Raw genomic sequence first — 19737 nt, forward strand, 5'->3', positions numbered from 1 at the left:
CGTCGTATGTCTACCGCATCCCCCCTTGGCCAGTTGCGGGCCAAGCTGCCCGAGTTGACGTTGCGCGACGAGCACCGGCTGCGTCGCCGGCTTGATGGTGCGCGCAAGGCACGGGATCCCGAGCGTGTGGCGCGGCGGATCGCGCAGGATGTCGATGCCGCGGAGGAGCGGGTGCGCCAACGGCGGGACAGCCTGCCGGACATCACCTACCCCGCCGAGCTGCCAGTCAGCCAGCGGAAGGACGATATCGCCGCCGCGATCCGGGACAACCAGGTCGTGATCGTCGCGGGCGAAACCGGGTCGGGCAAGACCACCCAGCTGCCGAAGATCTGCCTCGAACTCGGCCTCGGCGTGCGCGGGCAGATCGGGCACACCCAGCCCCGGCGGCTGGCCGCGCGCACCGTCGCCGAGCGCATCGCCAGTGAGCTCGGCACGGAACTCGGCGGCGCCGTCGGCTACAAGGTCCGCTTCACCGATTCGAGCGGCGACGACACGCTGGTCAAGCTGATGACCGACGGCATACTGCTCGCCGAGATCCAGCACGACCGGATGCTCCGCCAGTACGACACGCTGATCATCGACGAGGCGCACGAGCGCAGCCTCAACATCGACTTCCTGCTCGGCTACCTCAAGCAGCTTCTGCCGCGCCGCCCCGAGCTCAAGGTGATCATCACCTCCGCGACCATCGACCCCGAGCGTTTCGCGGAACACTTCGACGGGGCGCCGATCGTCGAGGTGTCCGGGCGCACGTATCCGGTGGAGGTGCGCTACCGGCCCATTGTGGACCCCGATCAGCCGGACGAGGACCGCGACCAGGTCACGGCGATCTCCGACGCGGTGGACGAGCTGTGCGCCGAAGGTCCGGGTGACATCCTGGTTTTCCTTTCCGGGGAACGGGAAATCCGCGACACCGCCGATGCACTGTCCAAACAGGAGCGTCGCAATACCGAGATTCTTCCGCTGTACGCCCGGCTTTCCGCGGCGGATCAGCATCGGGTCTTCCAGCGGCACACCGGCCGCCGGATCGTGCTCGCCACCAACGTCGCCGAGACCTCGCTGACCGTACCCGGAATCAAGTACGTCATCGACCCTGGCACCGCGCGGATTTCCCGCTACAGCCACCGCACCAAGGTGCAGCGGCTGCCCATCGAGCCGGTCTCGCAGGCTTCGGCCAACCAGCGCAAGGGCCGCTGCGGTCGTACGTCCGACGGTATCTGCATCCGGCTGTACACCGAAGCGGATTTCCAGACCAGGCCCGAATTCACGGACCCGGAGATCCTGCGGACGAACCTCGCGTCGGTGATCCTGCAGATGACTTCGCTCGGCCTCGGTACTGTGTCGAACGTGACCAATCCGACCGGCAGTCACGGCGATCCGGCTGGCGTAGGCCAACTTCCGGTTGATCAGGGTGGGCCTACTTTCGGTCGGATTGCTCATGTCGCCGCATTCCCGTTCGTCGAGCCACCGGATCGCCGTCAGATCAACGACGGCATGCAGTTGCTGGCGGAACTGGGTGCGCTGGAGTCCGGAAAGCTCACGGAGACCGGGCGCGGTCTGGCACAGCTGCCCGTCGACCCGAGGCTGGGCCGGATGGTGCTGGAGGCTGCGAAGAACGGGTGCGTCCGCGAGGTGATGATCATCGCCGCCGCACTGTCCATTCAGGACCCACGCGAGCGCCCGGCGGACAAGCAGGAGGCCGCGCGGCAACAGCATGCGCGGTTCACCGACAAGACCTCCGACTTCCTGGCCTACCTGAACCTGTGGGAGTACCTGCGGGAGCAACAGAAAGCGCTTTCCAACAACCAGTTCCGCAAGCTGTGCCGTGCGAAGTTCCTCAACTACCTGCGCGTGCGCGAATGGCAGGACATCTACAGTCAGCTGCGCCAGCTCGCGAAACCGCTGGGCGTCACGCTCAACAGTGAGCCTGCCGATCCGCAGCGCGTGCACATCTCCTTGATCGCCGGGCTGCTTTCGCATATCGGGCTCAAGGATCCGGAAAAGGGTGACTACGTCGGCGCCCGCGGTGCGCGATTCGCCGTGTTCCCCGGTTCGGCGCTGTTCCGGAAACCGCCGCGCTGGCTGATTTCGGCCGAGCTGGTGGAGACGTCGCGGCTGTGGGCGCGGGTCAACGCGCGTATCGAGCCGGAGTGGGTCGAGCCGCTCGCCGGGCACCTGGTGAAGCGCAACTATTCCGAGCCACACTGGGAACGCAAGCGCGGCGCGGTGATGGCGAGCGAGCGCGTGACGCTGTATGGCGTACCGCTGGTGGCCGACCGCAAGGTCAACTACGGCCGGATCGACCCGGAACTGTCGCGCGAGCTGTTCATCCGGCATGCGCTGGTCGAGGGTGACTGGGACACCAACCACAAGTTCTTCGCGGAGAACCGGGCGTTGCTCGACGAGGTCGAGGATCTGGAGAACCGGGCCCGCAGGCGTGATCTGCTGGTCGACGATCAGACGTTGTTCGAGTTCTACGACCAGCGGGTCGGGCAGGAAGTGGTGTCCGGGCGGCATTTCGACACCTGGTGGAAGAAGGCGCGGCACGATCAGCCGGACCTGCTCAATTTCGAAAAGGCCATGTTGATCAACTCCGCGGCCGAGCAGGTCCGCGAGTCCGATTACCCGGACACTTGGCTGCAGGGCACGCAGCCGTTGACGCTGACCTACCAGTTCGAGCCGGGCGCCGACGCCGACGGTGTGACCGTCCACATTCCACTGCCGGTGCTCAACCAGATCACCCCCGACGGGTTCGACTGGCAGGTACCGGGCCTGCGCGAGGAGCTCGTGACCGCGCTGATCAAGTCACTGCCTAAACAACTGCGGCGGAACTTCGTGCCGGCACCGGACACCGCGAAGTACGTACTGTCGCGTGTGGACCCGGCGGACGGGCCGTTGCTCGACGTGCTGGCGGCCGAGCTGGCGGAGCTGAGCGGGGTGACCGTGCCGGCGGACGCATGGCAGCTTTCCGCCGTGCCCGAGCATCTGCGCGTCACGTTCCGGGTGATCGACGACAAGGGCCGGAAACTGCGTGAGGGCAAGGATCTTGTGGCGCTCAAGCATGCGTTGAGCGGGCAGGTCCGGGCGACGATCTCGAAGGCGGCGACCAGTATCGAGCGCGGCGGGCTGACCAAGCCGGCGTTCGGTGAGCTGCCGCGCGTGTTCGCGAGCACCCAGCGCGGGCATGACGTGAAGGCGTTTCCCGCTCTGGTCGACGAGGGTGACAGTGTGGCGGTGCGGATGCTCGACACACCGATCGAGCAGAGCCAGCAGATGTGGCTGGGCACGCGCAAACTGTTGCGGCTCAACCTGCCCTCGCCGATGAAGTTCATCAGCCGCAACCTGTCGAACGCGTCGAAACTCGTGCTGGGGCGGAACCCGCACGGGAGCGTCGCCGGGTTGCTGGAGGACTGCGTGAACTGCGCGGTGGACAAGCTGATCGCCGACAACGGCGGACCGGTGTGGGACGAGGCGGGATTCGCGGTGCTGCTGGAAAAGGTCCGTGGCGGGGTGAACTCGACTGTCCTGGATGTACTGTCCGAAGTGGAGCGGATCCTGCGTGCGGCCAACGACGTGGAGGCCCGGCTACCGGACGCGCGTGGCCCCGCGGAGTCGCTTTCGGACATCCGGCAGCAGCTGGATTCCTTGATATTTTCCGGTTTTGTGACCGCGACGGGCTTCGGAAGACTGCCCGATCTGGTGCGCTACCTCCGGGCGATCGAGCGCCGGATCGACAAGCTGCCCACCGCCGCCGCGAAGGACGTCGAGCTGATGCGGGACCTGCGGTGGTTGCACGAGGAGTACCAGGCCGCGGTCGACGCCCTGCCGCCCGGCGTCGCACCGGGCCCCGCACTCGTCGGAGTCCGGTGGATGCTGGAAGAACTGCGGGTCAGCTACTTCGCCCAAACGCTGGGCACCGCATACCCGGTCTCCTCGAAGCGAATCCTGAAGGCACTGGACGCCGCCTGATCACTTCGCGTCCGCGTAGGTGTCGACGACCGCGGTGTGCATGGGGAAGTGGACCGGGCAGGAGGCGCCGAACAGGAGCGCCGTGGTTTCGGCCACCGCGGAGTCGATGAGGGCCGGTACCTCGCTTGCGACGGCTTTGGGGGCGTGCACGATCACCTCGTCGTGCTGGAAGAACACCAGTTGCGCGCCTTCGGGCAGGCGGCGGCGCAAGGTTGCCAGGAGGACCGCGGTGAAGTCCGCCGCGCTGGCCTGGACGACGAAATTGCGCGTGAACCGGCCCCAGTTGCGAGCAGCTTGCCGGGCGCGGCCGTCGTCTTCGGCCGCGCCGGTGAGGGTGCGCCACGCCTCCGACGGCGCGGGCGATGTGCGCCCCAGCCGGGAACGGACGCGCTCGCCGCGTTCGCCTGCCTGCGCCGCACGCTCCACATAGGACACTGCGTCCGGGAAACGACGGCGCAGCAAGGCGAGCAGGGATGAGGCCTCGCCTGCCGTGCCGCCGTACATTGCCGACAACATCGCGATCTTCGCCCGCCCACGCGATTTTTCATCCACGGCAGGAAACATCGCCTCGGCCAGCCGTGCGTACAGGTCCGTCGACGCCGACACCTCGGCCAGCCGCCGGTCACCGGACAGTGCGGTCAGGATGCGCGGTTCGAGCTGCGCCGCGTCGGCGACCACGAGCTTCCAGCCCGGATCCGAGCGCACACACACCCGCAGCGTCTTCGGGATCTGCAACGCACCGCCGCCCTGGCTCGCCCACCGGCCCGAGACCACCCCGCCGACCACCCAAGCCGGGCGGAATCGGCCGTCACGCACCCACTCGTCCAACCACGCCCAGCCGTTGGCCGAATGCAGCCGCGACAGCTCGCGGTACTCGATCAGCGGCGCCACCGCGGGATGATCGATCTTGCGCAGCACATGCGCCCGCGCCGAAGGGATCGAGATCCCTTCGCGACCGAACGCACGCACGATCGACGGCGGGCTGTCCGGGTTGACGGGTTTGCCGCCGAACTCCTCGCTGATCCGCGCGGCCAGCTCCACCAGTTTCCGCGGCCGCTGACCGGAGGGCACGCGCGGACCGAGGATCTCGGTCAGCAGGTCACGGTGGATATCCGCTCGCCACGGCAGTCCATCATCCGCCATTTCAGCGGCCACCAGCGCACTCGCCGACTCCGCCGCGATCAGCAGCCGCAGCCGATCTGAGTACTCGCTCGCCCGCATGCGGCGTTCTTGTTCGGCCAGCACGATTTTCGCGGCGTCCACTTCGGACAGACCGGGCGGCAACCCCGAACCGCGGGTGTCGAACAACGCCGGTTGCGCATCGGCGTGCGACGGCTCGTCCGGCGGCGGCTCCTGCCCGTTCGCTCTGGCCAGCGCCGCCGCCAGCCCACGCGGCCCGCCGCGGCCCTCGTGCGCCAGCAACAACCCCTCGGCGAGCGACAGATCGTGACAGCGGCTGATGCGCAGGCCGCCGCGCACCAGCTCCGGGTACAGCCGCTCGACGGAAGCGAAAACCCAGCGCGGCCGGTGTTTTCGCTCCAGCTCGGCGAGCCCCGCGAGGTCGGTCGTCCGCCGGCCGGATGGTTCCAGCACGGACCACGTGCCGTCGCGATCCTGACCGGCGAAAATGTACACAAACTGATTCTGCGCCCCGCCACCGCCAAATTCGACGGCCCCCTGGTCAACAGGCGGCCCCTTTACTACTCTCCGGTAGGCTCATTCGCCCGGTCGGACCAACGGAGGTGCCATGCTCGTCGGCAAGGTGACGGAGACCGTCCGCAGCATCGAGGTGATGTGGAGAGCGGGCCTCATTCCGTTCCCGCGTGTGGACGAGGGGCTCTTCGCGTTGCTGGCGATGCGCAGAATCGGCCCGTTCGCGGCGGCGGCGCAGGTCGCGGCCCGGCGCTCCCCGGACGTGACCGGCCTCGTGGACGATCGCGGCTCGCTCACCTTCAAGCAGCTCGAACAGCAGTCCAACGCACTCGCCCGCGCCCTGCAGTCCCGCGGGGTGACGACCGGAACCGTGATCGCCGCGCTGTGCCGCGACCATCGCGGGCTGGTGCTGACGATGTCGGCCGCCGGGAAGCTCGGCGCCCGCCTCGTGCTGCTGAACACCGGGTTCGGCCGCACGCAGCTGGCCGATGTGGTCCGGCGCGAGAACGCCACCGTCCTCATCTACGACCAGGAGTTCGCAGAACTGCTCGCCGACGTTTCCGGTCAGGTCGAGCGCTACGCGGCGTGGGTGGACAACCGGCGCGCGCTGGGCCGCATCCCCGTGCTGGACGAGCTGATCGCGAGCACGGACGACCGCCCGGTACCGTCGCCGGAGCGCCGAGGCGGGTTCGTGCTGCTGACCAGCGGGACGACCGGCACTCCCAAGGGTGCGCCTCGTGATCACACCTCACTGATGTCGTCGGTGCAGTTCCTGGACCGGATTCCCTTGCGTTCCGGGGAATGTACGTATCTCGGCGCGCCGTTGTTCCACGCCACCGGGGTTTCGCAGTTCATTCTCTCGTACGCGCTCGGCTGCAAGGTCGTGCTGCGCCGGCGATTCGACCCGGAGGCGACGCTGCGCGGGGTGCACGAGCACCGGTGCACGGCGCTTGTGCTGGTGCCGACGATGTTGCAACGGATCGTCGATCTGGGGCCGCGGATACTCAGCCGGTACGACACGTCGTCGCTGCGGATCATCTTCGTGGCCGGCTCGGCGTTGTCCCCGGACCTGGGGAACCGGGCCACCGCGGCTTTCGGTGACGTCATCCACAACCTTTACGGCTCAACGGAAGTAGCTGTCGCGACCGTGGCGACGCCGGAGGACTGGCGCAAGGCGCCGGGCACCGTCGGTCGCCCGCCGGTCGGCTGCACGGTCGCGTTGTACGACGCCGAGGGCAAGCGCATCACCGAACCCGGCGTGACGGGGCGGGTTTTCGTCGGCAGCGCGCTGAGCTTCCACGGCTACACCGACGGGCGGAACAAGGAGCTGATCGACGGGCTGCTCTCGACCGGGGACGTCGGGCATTTCGACGAGGACGGCTTGCTGTTCATCGACGGCCGGGACGACGAGATGATCGTTTCCGGCGGGGAGAACGTGTTCCCCATCGAAGTGGAGAACCTGCTGGAGGCGCGCCCGGACGTCGTCGAGGCGGCGGTCATCGGCGTGCCGGACCCGGAATTCGGCCAGCGGCTGAAAGCCTTCGTGGTGCCGGCGGCGGGGTCCAGGCTCGACGCCGACACGGTCCGGGAATATGTGCGGTCGAACCTCGCGAGGTACAAGGTGCCGCGTGAAGTGGCCTTCCTGGCGCGGTTGCCGAGGAACGCCACGGGGAAGGTGCTGCGCAACAGGCTGGCGTAGTCAGCGCCATTCGATGCCGAACACGCCCGGCCCGAAATCCAGTGCCACCGCGTGCACTCCGCCCGTCCCGTCCAGCTGGAGGTCCCGCTTCTCATCGGCATCGTCGGTCCGCGCGTACTGCCAGCACAGGCCGGGCGCCGCGTCGAACTGGATCTCCAGCAGGTATTCGCGGACGGGACGGCGGAACTCGCGGTAGTAGGTGTTCGCGCACTCGGGATAGGGCGGACCACCGTTGGTCAGCGTGTACTCGATGAGATGGGTCTCGCCGCGGTCGATTGTCCGGTCGAAGATCAGCACTGCCGCGGTCAGGCCGTGTTCCACGTCGACCTCGACCCGCCCCGCCTGACAGTTGCGCAGCGCGTGCAACCGGGGCGGGTCGGCGCCGCCGTGGTCGTACACCAGCAACCACCGGTCCTGACCGTCCGCAGTGGACTGGAACACTGCCCGCGAGGTCATCGAGCGTTGCCCGCCGTCCTCCGCGATTTCGCAGCGATCGTGCAGACTCGCGAGGTTGAGCTGGTGCTGCTGTTCGAGCGCGTGTGGCGCGCCGATCCGCTCGAGCAGTGCTTGCAGTGCTTCCAGCGGGAAGTTCACCGGCTCGGGGCGGCGTCGCGCGGTGCCACGCGGGCGCGGGGGCGGCAGCAGGCTGAGCAGCTCACCCGGCCGCAGCCCGAGGATGTCTTCGAGCACCCGCACCGCGGACAGAGAGTTGCGCCGTTCGGGCTGGCGTTTGCCGGATTGCCAGTAGCTGAGCGCGGTGACGCTGACCGGGATGCCGTTGGCCTGGATCCGGGCTTGCAGCCGGTCGAGGCTCAACCCGCTGCGCGCGATCGCCGCCCGGAGTGCGTTCGAGAACGCGGTGTCGGAACTGTCCACCTTTGCCGCCTCGAACACTGGTTTACGCCTCCTTCCCCGTTGAGCAACGCTAACCCATGCGGGTTAATACTGGTAACTGTGAACCATTGCCGAGTGGTTTCAGAACCAGATTGCATGAACTCCTAGTCACCAGTCGGGTGGAGAGGACAGTTCATGAGCAACGCTCGGAAATTGCTGGTTGCTGGTGTGGCCCTGGCGGCCGTCGCCGGCGGCACCGCGAGCGCGCAGGCACAGGAGGGACAGGTCCGCGACGCGAACACGACCGGCGCGGTCACCGACAGCTACATCGTGGTGCTCAAGAAAGCCGGCGTCGTCGAAACACTCTCGAAGACATTGGCCGGGCGTTACGGCACGGATGTCCTGCGCACCTACGACTCCGCACTGCACGGTTTTTCGGTGCACGCCACGGAACGTGAGGCCAAGCGGCTCGCGGCCGACAGCAACGTGGCCTACGTCGTGCAGAACCATTTCGTCCACGTCGCCGACACACAGCAGAACCCGCCGTCGTGGGGTCTGGACCGCATCGACCAGCGCGACCTGCCGGTCGACTCGTCGTACACGTACAACACGACGGCGTCCAATGTGACGGCCTACGTCATCGACACCGGTGTGCGCGCTACGCACGAGACCTTCGGCGGCCGGGTCTCCGGTGGGCACGACTTCGTCGACAACGACGACGACCCGACCGATGAGCAGGGCCACGGCACGCACGTCGCGGGCACCATCGGCGGTAACGAATACGGCGTCGCCAAGGGCGTCAAGATCGTGCCGGTGCGGGTGCTCGACGCCAGCGGCAGCGGCACGTTCGAGCAGGTCATCGCCGGGATCAACTGGGTGGCGGACAACGCGTCCGGCCCGTCGGTGGCGAACATGAGCCTCGGTGGTTCCGCGGACGACGCGGTCGATCAGGCCGTGCAGGGCGCGATCGCGAAGGGCGTCACGTTCGCCGTCGCGGCCGGGAACTCCGCCGACGACGCAGGCAACTACTCGCCGGCCCGCGTTCCCGAGGCGATCACCGTCGCGGCGAGCGACGAGAAAGACCAGCAGGCCGATTTCTCCAACTTTGGTGCCGCGGTGGACATTTACGCGCCGGGCGTGAACATCACGTCGTCCTGGGGCACGGGTGACACCGCGACCAACACGATCAGCGGCACGTCGATGGCGACCCCGCACGTCACCGGCGCGGCCGCGCTTTACCTCGCCGACCACCCGGACGCCGGCCCGGCGCAGGTGTCCGACGCGCTGACCGCGGCCGCGACGCCGGGCAAGATCAGCAACGCGACGGCGGGCACGCCGAACAAGCTGCTCTACACCGGTCAGTGACCGGCAGGTAGGTTGACTCCAGGCGGAGCCGCGCGCGGTGTGGGCCGGAAAGCCCCGCATCCTTGCGGCTCCGCCACTCGCGCAGCCAACTCGAGACAGGCTTTTCCATGGGAGCGATCTACCTGATTCGGCATGGTCAGGCCACTTTCGGTGAAGTGGACTACGACCGGTTGTCCTCGCTCGGCCTCGAGCAGGGCGTGATCGTCGGGGCGGAACTGTTGCGCCGCCACGTCCGCTTCACCGAGGTGCGTTCGGGTTCGCTTGTGCGGCAACAAAAGACCGCCGAGACCGTGCTCGACTGGCTGGGCGTCAAGACACCGGCCAAAGAAGACCCGCGGTGGAACGAGTACGACCATGTCGACGTGCTGGCCTGCCATGGCGCCGGTGCGTTGCCGCACGGTATCGATCCCCATGGCTACCAGGCGATTCTCGACGGTGCGCTGGAGGAGTGGGTCGCCGCCGGGGACAAAAGTCCGTGCGCGGAAACCTGGCCCGCGTTTCTCACGCGCGTGTGCGATGCGCTCGCAGAGCTGGTCTCCTTGCTGGGCAAGGGAGAAAACGCCGTCGTGTTCACCTCGGGTGGTGTGATCGGCACGATCGCCGGGCAGTTGCTGGGAGATCCCGCGGTCGGGCTGTGCCGGCTGCAGCGGGTCATGGTCAACGGCGGTGTCACGAAATTGGTGTCCGGGCGTAGTGGGGTTTCCCTGCTGTCGTTCAACGAACACTCGCATTTCGACGGCCGGGCTTCCCGGTTGCTGAGTTATCGGTGAAGGAAAACTACGCGCCAGTACTTTCCTTTCCGGGGCAAAGTCAGCTCGCGTCGGCCTGCACTTTCGGGAACACATCCTCGAGAAGCGCGATCAGCGTGTGGTACAGCATCAAATGCACTTGAGCCCGGTCGAGTTCACCGCGTAGCAGCCATTCCCGGCCGGCCGCTTTCACCATGCCCCCGAAAGCCCGGCACATCGCGTTGAGCCGGGGCCGGGCGTCGCTGTCCGACGGCAGCTCGAAAGCGTCCAGCAGCCGTTCGGCGGATTTACGTTCGGCTTCGATGATGATCTGGTCCACCTCGGTGTCCTTGCCGATGCCCTCGGAGGTGGCGACCAGCCACATCTTTCCCTGGCTGACCACCATGTCGAGGAACCAGTCGACCATGTCGTGTGCCCTTTCGGGCAAAGAATCGGCGGCACCGTACGGGCCGGCTTCGGGTGCCGGCATCGTGACCGCACGGCGGATCACCGCCAGATAGAGTTCCCGTTTGGTCCCGAAATAATGATTGATCAGGCCACGTGCGACGCCCGCCGCGGCTGCTATGTCCGAAGTGGACACACTGGCATACGGCCGCTCGCCGAACAACCGGCTGGCGCAGGCAAAGATCTGCTCCCGTCGTTGATCGGGTTCGAGTCTTCGCCAGCGGGGCTCCGATGCGGTCGTCATGGCGCAATCGTGGCACGCTTATCGAGTGGGTGAGTGGTTTTCCGCTCAGTTTCCGTCCAGCGTCAGTCGATTGGACCACGGTAACCGGAAAAGGGGGAACCCCACCGAAAAAGCAAGGGGGCCATTTTCGCCGGACGGAGTTGGCCGCGCTTTTCCGCGTCCGGTAATCAGTCCATTGTGGACTTTCAGCGGCGGCGCCGGACCTTCGCCGTGCTGTCCCGCAGGACCACCTCGGCGGCCACCCGCCGTACCCGGCTGCGGCCGGTGCGGGTCCCGCTCAGTGCCAGATCGAGCATCTGCTCGCCGAGCTCCTCCAACGGCAAGGCGACGGTGGTGAGAGAGGGGTTCAGATCACGTGACACGGGAATGTCGTCGAAGCCCGCGACCGAAATGTCGTCGGGAACCGAGCGCCCCGCCTCACGTAGCGCGCTCATCGCGCCCAGCGCCATCTGGTCGTTCACCGCGAACACGCAGCTCGCCCGGTGCCCGGCGGCGAGCAGCGCACGCGCTGCCGCGTAACCGCCGTCCCGGTCGAAATCACCTTCGAACACGTCGCGTTCGGACAGTTCGATCCCGCCCTCGGAGAGCCCTTCCCGGAACCCGGACAGCCGGTCGAGCACCGTGGTCATCGTGCGCGGGCCGGTGAGCACCGCGAACCGCCGGTGTCCCAGCCGCACCAACGCTTCGGCGAGCGCCTTCGCGCCCGTCCGGTTCTCCGGCTGGACACTGTCGGCCTTGAGCGTGCGATGCCGCGTGAGCACGCCCACCTGCCCGCCGCCGCGCCGGTACGGGTCCAGCTCCGCGGCCAGCGCCCGCTCCCAAGCCTTGTCCTCGAAGGCCGAGCCGGCGAGCAGGATCGCCGACGCACGCTGGCTGCGCAGGACCGAGACGGCCGCGACTTCCTTTTCCGGGTCGCGGAACGTGTTCACGAGCATCACGAGCAGCCCGTTGCGGTCCGCCACCCGCAGCACACCACGGATGACCGAGGCGAAGTACGGATCGCCGGCGTCATGGCACACAACACCGACCGCCTTCCGGGACGCGCCGGCCAGCGCCTGCGCGTGCACGTTCGGCGTGTACTCCAGATCGGTCGCGGCGGCCAGCACCCGGTCGCGGAGATCATCGCGGACCTTGGTGGTTCCGTTGAGCGCTCGAGATGCCGTGGCCAGTGACACATTGGCCAGCTGCGCGACATCTTCGAGTGTCACATGGCTCCTGGCGATCATCGGTCCTCCCCCTGCCGGTAAGCGCTCTCAGTAGAGAGGAATTCTAAGTCGGTTCCCGGATTTTGCCTGGTCACATGCACTCGAACGGGTCCGATTAGCAGGTGTGGGACTGGCGTGGGAAGGTGGCTGTGCCCGACGAGGAATGGGAGATGACTGATGCTCTTCGGTGACGAACACGTCCGTCGTTACGAAGAGACCGACGGTGAAGTCGGTCACGACTGGCAGCCCGGTGTTCCCGCGCTGATCCTCATCACGACCGGTCGCAAAAGCGGGCAGGAGCGCAAGTCCCCGCTCATTTACCAGGAGGTCGACGGCGCGTATGTGGTCGTCGCGTCCAAGGGCGGTGCGCCCGAGCACCCCGCCTGGTACCTGAACCTGCAGGCGAACCCGGCGGTGAAGGTGCAGGTCAAGGGTGACAAGTTCGCGGCGAAAGCGCACACCGCGGACGCCGCCGAGCGCGCCAAGCTGTGGCCGGTCATGGCGAAGGTGTGGCCGAGCTACGACGAATACCAGAAGAAAACGGACCGCCAGATCCCGGTCGTCGTGCTCGAACGCGCCTGATTCCCGCCCCGCCTGGCGCCTCGGTACCGCGTCCTGATGTCGGCGCCAGGCGGCATAGGCTGGTCACATGTCTGAACACTTCGACGTTGTGGTGCTGGGCGCCGGGCCTGGCGGTTATGTCGCGGCGATCCGGGCGGCGCAGCTCGGACTGAGGACGGCCGTGGTGGAGGAAAAGTACTGGGGCGGCGTCTGTCTGAACGTCGGCTGCATTCCCTCCAAGGCGCTCCTGCGCAACGCGGAGCTAGCGCACCTTGTCACCAACGAGGCGAAGACTTTCGGCATCTCCTCGGACGGTGAGATCCGCTTCGACTACGGCGCGGCATACGACCGCAGCCGGTCGGTCGCGGACGGCCGGGTCAAGGGCGTGCACTTCCTGATGAAGAAGAACAAGATCACCGAGTACAACGGGCGCGGTTCCTTCGTCGACTCGCACACGTTGCAGGTGAACGGCGAGACCGTCACGTTCGACAACTGCATCATCGCCGCCGGGGCGACGACGCGGCTGCTGCCCGGTACCTCGCTCAGTGAGCGCGTGGTGACCTATGAGGAGCAGATCCTGTCGCGGGAGCTGCCCGGCAGCATCATCATCGCCGGCGCGGGCGCGATCGGGGTCGAGTTCGCCTACGTGCTGCACAACTACGGCGTCGACGTGACGATCGTCGAGTTCCTGGACCGGATGGTGCCGCTCGAGGACGCCGAGGTGTCCAAGGAACTGGCGAAGCGGTACAAGAAGCTCGGCATCAACGTGCTCACCTCCACGAAGGTCGAGTCGATCGACGACAGCGGCGACAAGGTCAAAGTCACCGTCTCGTCGAACGGGTCCCAGCAGACGCTGGAGGCCGACAAGGTCCTGCAGGCGATCGGCTTCGCCCCGCGAGTCGAGGGCTACGGGCTGGAGAACACCGGCGTCGAGCTGACCGAGCGCCGCGCGATCGCGGTCGACGAGTACTGCCGGACGAACGTGCCGCACATCTTCGCGATCGGGGACGTGACCGCGAAGCTGATGCTGGCGCACGCGGCCGAGTCGATGGGCATCGTGGCGGCCGAGACGATCGGCGGCGCCGAGACGATGCCGCTGGACTACCCGATGATCCCGCGCGCGACGTACTGCCAGCCGCAGGTGGCGTCGTTCGGCTGGACCGAGGAGCAGGCGCGGGAAAAGGGCTTCGATGTGCAGGTCGCGAAGTTCCCGTTCACCGCGAACGGCAAGGCACACGGGCTGGCGGACCCGGGCGGCTTCGTGAAGATCGTGTCGGACGCGAAGTACGGCGAGCTGCTCGGCGCGCACCTGATCGGCCCGGACGTGACCGAGCTGCTGCCGGAGCTGACGCTCGCCCAGCAGTGGGACCTGACCGTGCACGAGGTGGCGCGCAATGTACACGCGCACCCGACACTCGGTGAGGCGGTCAAGGAGGCCATCCACGGTCTCGCCGGCCACATGATCAACTTCTGAGTTCATGCCGGTCGCGGTGGTGACGGGGGCCGGGTCCGGTCTCGGCAGGGTGATCACGCGTGCCCTGCTCGGCGCGGGATACCAGGTGGCGCTGGCCGGTCGCAGGCCCGATGCGCTGGCCGAGACCGCCGAAGGCCGGGACGCGCTTGTCGTGCCCACCGACGTGGCGGACGAGAACCAGGTCGATGCGCTGTTCGAGGCGGTCCGCGGGAAGTGGGGCCGCCTCGACCTGCTCGTCAACAACGCGGGCACGTTCGGCCCATCGGGTGACGTCGATGAGCTGGACGTGGCCGCGTGGCGACGCACCGTGGACACCAACCTGACGGGGGCGTTCCTGTGTGCGCGGGCGGCCGTCCGGTTGATGAAGGAGCAGCGGCCCCACGGTGGCCGCATCATCAACAACGGGTCGATCTCGGCGCACACGCCGCGCCCGGGGAGCGCGGCGTATACGGCGACCAAGCACGCGATCACCGGCCTGACGAAGTCGATTTCCTTGGACGGACGGCGTTTCGACATCGCGTGCGGCCAGATCGACATCGGTAACGCCGCGACGGAGATGACGGCGGGCATCGGCGAGGGCGCGCGTCAGGCCGATGGCTCGGTGCGCCCGGAACCCACCTTCGACCCGGCGCATGTCGCCGAGGCGGTGCTGTACATGGCACGCTTGCCGCTGGACGCGAACGTGCAGTTCATGACCCTCGCCGCGACGAAGATGCCCTATCTCGGCAGAGGCTGAAACGCTCGGCCGGTGTCGAGCGATACGTAGGGTGACGTCGACTAAGCTGCAGACGTGACCGCGCCTGCAGCGGCCGTCGGCGTCAGGCCCTGGTAGCTCAGCCGGATAGAGCAAGAGCCTTCTAATCTCTAGGTCGCAGGTTCGAGTCCTGCCCAGGGCGCAACGGTGCAGGTCAGAGGCGGTGGCGGTACGCATCGCCCCGGCTGGCACATGCTTATGCCTCATTGTTTCAGCAAGAGATGTTCGGGCGTTTCGGGTGCGCGGCCCCGCCGGCTCGCGATAAGGAGACTTCGGGCTCGTCCGTGAGGAGAACCGGAAGTCCCGGGGCCAGCCCGCGGTGGCGCCTGGCAGCGTCAGGTTCACGGACGCGGCCCGCCGCGGCCCTCTCCTCGAAGGCGCCCAGCATGGTGATGATTTTCAATGCTGAGCGAGGATGCGGCGTCCGGGCGAGGACAGCCGGTTTGGTGCGCCTTACTGCGACCGGCGGACCAGGCCGGTGAAGCCGGCGACGAACAGTGTCAGGAACGCCCATGCCAGCGCCTGCAGCGCCCAGTTCGCCACGAGCACGGCCTGCCCGGTGACCGTGGTCGTGTTGACCAGGCAGCGTGCGGGCGTGTCGGCCTTCACGAGCGGCGTTACCGTGCTCAGTGCCGGCCCGACCCGCTCCACCACCGAGCACGATCCGGTCGGCCGCGCAGCGACCACCGTTACCAGCACCGACGTCAGCACGGTACCGATGAGCCACACAAGTGCGAGTGCCGGGCGATAACCGTAGCCGACAGTCAGACCTGTGATGCGATGCCACAGGCGGCCCCAGAATCCGAGCTGCCCGCGCCGCAGCAAATCCTTCTGCCGCACGATATGGATGCGCCGGACGTCCCGTTCGTGGCCCGCAGCGGCATGCGCGGTCGCGAGCTGGAAGTACGGTTGGCTGGCGTAATAGTTCGTCCGGGTCGTCAGTAGCTCCAGCCACTCGTCGAGGGTGGCGAGGCGTGGCTGGCCGCCGTAGGTCAGGCCGTTCACATCGAGCCGGCCCTCGGTGAACGACGCGGGCAGCAGCAGGTCGCCGACGACGGATGTCTGCGACAGGTTCAACGCCAGGTGCTCGTGGTCGGCTGCGCGCGCCAGGCCGTCCTCGGCCGTGAGCCTGCCGCCGATGCGAGCACCGACGAGCCGCACGGTGCCGGTGTCCTGCCGTCCCTCGGCAACGAAACCCTGGCCAAGCATCACGCTGCTCTCGGTGCGTAGGTAGTCGGCGATGAGCGCGGGCCCGTCCGGATTTGTGATTCGGGCTCCGGTGAAGTTGAGTTGACCGCCGATCGACGCACCCGAGAGCCGCACCGCACCGAGATCTCCCGTGCCCTCCGCGCGGAAGCGGTGGTTGAGGAACACACCTCCGCCCGTACGTACGTTGCTACCTTGCAGCGCCACGCCATCCGTATTGGCCAGGCGCGCCCTGGCAAGGTTGAGCAGGCCGCCGATCTCGCTGCCTCCGACGTGCAGCGCGGGAGGTCCAACGCTGGTCAGCCGCGCGTCACGCAAAGTAAAGCTGTGTTCGAACGTCGCCTCCTGGGCGGCGACGTAGGGCGCCACGAGCCCGGTAAGGTCCACAGTGGATAAGTTGGCACGGATGAGCTGGACCGGCTCGTCGGTCCGGCAGCTCAGCAGCCGCAACGGAAACCGGGTCTCGATGTCGCACAGGTCCAGCCCACCGACAAGGTGCGCGCGCTTGAGCCAGATTCCCCGCGGATCCACCTCGCCGAGCCTGCCCAGCACCAGATCACGAAAGACGACACCCCGTACCTGCTGATCTTCCGCTTCCGAAAGGTCCGCCCACTCGCCGACGCGTGCCGCTTGCACCAGCGCTAGCTCGGCTTCCGTCAGGTCCCCAGACATGCGCGTCAGCCTAGCGAACGGCGATTCAGCGCCGGTGGACATCGCTTCAGGGCATGGTGATGATGATGCGGCCTCGGACGTGGCCGGTTGCGCTTGCGGCTTGGGCGGCCCCCGCCTGGGGGAGTGGGAAGGTTTGCGTCACGGGCAGGGTGAGCCGGCCCGTGGCGGCCAGGCGGGCGCCTTCGCGCAGGGCCGGGGTCTTGTCCCGGCCGAAGCCGGTCGATACGCGGGCGCCGTGGGCAGGGGCGGTGAAGTCGGCGATGGAGACAACCCTGCCGGGATCCCCGGTCAGGTCGATCAGTTCGCTGATCACACCCGAACCGGCCACGTCCACGGCAACGTCGATACCGTGCGGGGCGAGTGCACGCGCCCGGTCGACGAGGCCTGGGCCGTAGGTGGTCGCGACGGCGCCCAGCGACGTGACATAGTCCTGATTGGACGGACCCGCCACACCGATGACCGTGGCACCACGATCGACCGCGAACTGGACGGCGGCCGACCCGACGCCACCACTCGCGCCATTGACCAAAACCGTGTGGCCGCGCCGCACTTCTGCCTCATCGAGCACCCGCAGAGCGGTCTCGAACGGGGTGGGGAACCCGGCCGCTTCCTCGAAAGACACCTTTTCCGGCTTCGGCGCCCACGACGTGAGCACCGCGTGTTCGGCATAAGTTTCTTGTCCCGAACCGAAAACGGCATCGCCGACCCGGACATCCGTGACGCCGTCACCGACCTCATCGACGACGCCGGCCGCGTCACCGCCGATACCGGCCGGCAGCCGCAGCGGCTGGAACTCCTCCAGCAGACCCTGCCGGATCTTCCATTCCAGCCCGTTCACGCCCGCGGCACGCACGGCGATGCGGATCTGGCCCGCCTCCGCATGCGGCGCCTCGACGTCGACGAATTCCAGGACTTCCGGCCCGCCGTAGCGGGCGAATCGCACAGCTTTCACAGTTCTCCATGATCGGCGCTGAGCGCCGGAACCTGAACTACTTCCAGCCACACTGCAAGAATCCGGCACAATATCGACTATGGAGAAGGATTCCGTCACACTCGACCACGTCGACCGGAAGCTGCTGCACGCCCTGCACGTCGACGCGCGGGCGTCTTTCGCGCGGATTGGGGATGTGCTCGGCGTATCCGATCGGACCGTCGCGCGCCGTTACGTGCGGCTGCGTGAGCGCAAGGTGATCAACCTCGTGGGCATCACCGACTCGAGCCGCCTCGACGGGGCCGAATGGGTCGTCCGTATGCAGTGCAAGCCCGGATCCGCCGTGCAGGTCGCCGACGCACTCGCCCGCCGCGACGACACCCGATGGGTCAGCCTGCTCTCCGGCGGCACCGAGATCAGCGCCAGTGTGCGGGCCTGGTCCGCACGCGAACGTCCTGTGCCGTTCGTTACCAATCCGACGGCAGCCACGGCGGAAACGGGTTTCTACGAGCAGGTCCGCTGCGGACCGTGTCCGCCTACTTTCGGCCGGATTAGTAACGAGCCGATCCTGCAACGCCTGCACCGCACCGCGCCGGTCGTTTCGGTCACCGCGCACAGTGTGCTGCACGTGTTCAGCACCACCCGGCACGGCTTCGAAGGCCCAGGATCCCTTACCAGACACCAAATCGCTGCCCTGCAGCCGGCCTACGACGCCGGCGCGGGCACTCTCGCCGACGACGATCGGCCACTGCTGGAGGCACTCGCCGTCGACGGCCGCGCACCTTATCCGGCACTCGCCGTCGCGACCGGCTGGTCCGAATCCACCGTCGCCCGCCGTATCCACGCACTGCGCGCGGCCGACCTGCTCCGGTTCGATCTCGACGTCAACGCGGCGGCGCTGGGATACCACGCCGAAGCACGGCTGTGGGCCAGCGTGCCCCCCGCCCACCTCGCCGATACCGGTGCCGCCGTGGCCACCCACCCCGAAGTCACCTTCTGCGCCGCCACCACCGGACCGGCCAACCTGCTCATCTCCACGGTCTGCCGCGACAGCCGGGACCTCTACCGATATCTGACCGAACGCCTCGGTGCCCTGCCACAGATCCACGAGGTCCAGACCGCGCCCGTGATCCGCGTCGTCAAACGTGCCGGCCGCCGGCCCTCAGCCATCGGCGCGGCGCACGGCTAACCGGTAACCGACGCCCCGCACATTGAGAATCCAGTTCTTCGAACCGAGTTTCGCGCGCAGGCTGCTGACATGCGTATCCAGCGTCCTGGTCGGGACACGGGAATCGCAGTTCCACACGCCGGCCATGAGTTCCTTGCGGGACACCACATCCGTCGGGCGCAGCGCGAGTGCCCGCAGCAGATCGAACTCCTTCGCCGTGGTCGGTATCCGCCGTTCGTCCAGCCAGACTTCCCTGTCTTCCAGATATATCCGCAATCCGCCCAGTTGCAGGATCTGCTCGCTTTCCGCGGACAGTGGCCACTGCCGGCAGCGGCGCAACACCGCCTCCATTCTGGCCAGCACCTCACCGTGGCCGCAGGTGCTGAGCACGCAGTCGTCGGCGCCGGTCTGCAATGCCAGTATTCGCTCGCCTTCACTGTCCCGGTCGACCAGCATGATCACGGGCACTCGGCTTTTCGCGCGAATCGTCCGGCAAACTACCAGTGCATCGAGGTCGACGAAGTCCGTGCCAAGCAGCACCAGATCCGTATCCGGCAACCGCTCCACCGCCGACCGCCCGTGACCGGCGTATTCGACCGCCCATTCCGATTGCCGCAAGAATTCGGCCAAGTCTGATTTTGATTTCGCGGCATCGACAAGAAGAACTCGCCTCATCAATACCACACTCGCCATCCTCCCCAGATAATGACAAAGTATGCAGACAGAAATTGTGGAGCTTCGTTCAAGGTAGCACACTCTCGGCTGCAAATTGCATTTTTTGCGGCGCACGTCGCAGTTCTTTGGGCCGATCG

15 protein-coding genes and 1 tRNA gene are annotated in these 19737 nt (G+C 67.3%); 9 read left to right on the top strand and 7 right to left on the bottom strand.

The annotated features are described in order from the left end of the window. The first annotated feature begins 6 nt into the window (after nt 1-6). The gene (gene hrpA, locus GKO32_RS02155; protein WP_154755018.1) at nt 7-3966 is read left to right on the top strand and encodes an ATP-dependent RNA helicase HrpA; all 3960 of its coding nucleotides are present in this window, start codon (nt 7-9) and stop codon (nt 3964-3966) included. On the opposite strand, the gene GKO32_RS02160 is transcribed toward hrpA, so the two are convergent. Continuing rightward, nucleotides 3967-5601, bottom strand: coding sequence for a bifunctional 3'-5' exonuclease/DNA polymerase (locus tag GKO32_RS02160; protein WP_376765917.1), 1635 nt, complete (start codon nt 5599-5601; stop codon nt 3967-3969). A gap of 112 nt (nt 5602-5713) precedes the next feature. On the opposite strand from GKO32_RS02160, the gene GKO32_RS02165 reads away from it, so the two are divergent. After that, nucleotides 5714-7318: an acyl-CoA synthetase gene (locus tag GKO32_RS02165; protein WP_154755019.1), complete on the top strand. Its 1605-nt coding sequence runs from the start codon at nt 5714-5716 to the stop codon at nt 7316-7318. Here GKO32_RS02165 and GKO32_RS02170 read toward each other — a convergent pair whose 3' ends face one another. After that, nucleotides 7319-8212, bottom strand: coding sequence for a hypothetical protein (locus tag GKO32_RS02170; RefSeq protein ID WP_312867427.1), 894 nt, complete (start codon nt 8210-8212; stop codon nt 7319-7321). A 135-nt stretch (nt 8213-8347) separates the two neighbouring features. On the opposite strand from GKO32_RS02170, the gene GKO32_RS02175 reads away from it, so the two are divergent. After that, nucleotides 8348-9517: a S8 family peptidase gene (locus GKO32_RS02175; protein ID WP_154755020.1), complete on the top strand. Its 1170-nt coding sequence runs from the start codon at nt 8348-8350 to the stop codon at nt 9515-9517. A gap of 107 nt (nt 9518-9624) precedes the next feature. Beyond that, on the top strand, nt 9625-10287 hold the full coding sequence (locus GKO32_RS02180) for a histidine phosphatase family protein (protein WP_154755021.1): 663 nt from the start codon (nt 9625-9627) through the stop codon (nt 10285-10287). A 40-nt stretch (nt 10288-10327) separates the two neighbouring features. On the opposite strand, the gene GKO32_RS02185 is transcribed toward GKO32_RS02180, so the two are convergent. Next, a complete protein-coding gene (locus GKO32_RS02185) occupies nt 10328-10954 on the bottom strand; it encodes a TetR/AcrR family transcriptional regulator (protein WP_154755022.1) in 627 nt (208 codons plus the stop codon). A gap of 185 nt (nt 10955-11139) precedes the next feature. Beyond that, the gene (locus GKO32_RS02190; protein WP_154755023.1) at nt 11140-12180 is read right to left on the bottom strand and encodes a LacI family DNA-binding transcriptional regulator; all 1041 of its coding nucleotides are present in this window, start codon (nt 12178-12180) and stop codon (nt 11140-11142) included. A 156-nt stretch (nt 12181-12336) separates the two neighbouring features. Between GKO32_RS02190 and GKO32_RS02195 the strand changes: the two genes are divergently transcribed. From GKO32_RS02195 to GKO32_RS02210, 4 genes are all read left to right on the top strand, one after another. After that, nucleotides 12337-12741 carry a nitroreductase family deazaflavin-dependent oxidoreductase gene (locus GKO32_RS02195; protein ID WP_154755024.1) on the top strand — a complete coding sequence of 135 codons (405 nt, stop codon included), beginning with the start codon at nt 12337-12339 and terminating at the stop codon, nt 12739-12741. 67 nt (nt 12742-12808) lie between these two features. Then, on the top strand, nt 12809-14194 hold the full coding sequence (gene lpdA / locus GKO32_RS02200; protein ID WP_154755025.1) for a dihydrolipoyl dehydrogenase: 1386 nt from the start codon (nt 12809-12811) through the stop codon (nt 14192-14194). A gap of 4 nt (nt 14195-14198) precedes the next feature. Continuing rightward, the gene (locus GKO32_RS02205) at nt 14199-14930 is read left to right on the top strand and encodes an SDR family oxidoreductase (protein ID WP_154755026.1); all 732 of its coding nucleotides are present in this window, start codon (nt 14199-14201) and stop codon (nt 14928-14930) included. Between the two features lie 86 nt (nt 14931-15016). Next, nucleotides 15017-15090: transfer RNA gene (locus GKO32_RS02210), tRNA-Arg, on the top strand. Nucleotides 15091-15401: 311 nt separating this feature from the next. Here GKO32_RS02210 and GKO32_RS02215 read toward each other — a convergent pair. Continuing rightward, nucleotides 15402-16826 (bottom strand): hypothetical protein, encoded by a 1425-nt coding sequence (locus GKO32_RS02215; RefSeq protein ID WP_154755027.1) that lies wholly within the window; start codon nt 16824-16826, stop codon nt 15402-15404. A gap of 46 nt (nt 16827-16872) precedes the next feature. After that, nucleotides 16873-17778 carry an NADP-dependent oxidoreductase gene (locus GKO32_RS02220; protein ID WP_312867428.1) on the bottom strand — a complete coding sequence of 302 codons (906 nt, stop codon included), beginning with the start codon at nt 17776-17778 and terminating at the stop codon, nt 16873-16875. A 79-nt stretch (nt 17779-17857) separates the two neighbouring features. Between GKO32_RS02220 and GKO32_RS02225 the strand changes: the two genes are divergently transcribed. Next, nucleotides 17858-18946, top strand: coding sequence for an Lrp/AsnC family transcriptional regulator (locus GKO32_RS02225; protein ID WP_154755028.1), 1089 nt, complete (start codon nt 17858-17860; stop codon nt 18944-18946). On the opposite strand, the gene GKO32_RS02230 is transcribed toward GKO32_RS02225, so the two are convergent. Then, entirely contained in the window at nt 18920-19618 is a 699-nt protein-coding gene (locus GKO32_RS02230) for a response regulator transcription factor (protein ID WP_376765920.1), read from the bottom strand. The genes GKO32_RS02225 and GKO32_RS02230 overlap by 27 nt on opposite strands. Nucleotides 19619-19737: the final 119 nt, after the last annotated feature.

The sequence above is a fragment of the Amycolatopsis pithecellobii genome, assembly GCF_009707865.1.
Taxonomy (GTDB): Bacteria; Actinomycetota; Actinomycetes; order Mycobacteriales; family Pseudonocardiaceae; genus Amycolatopsis_E; species Amycolatopsis_E pithecellobii.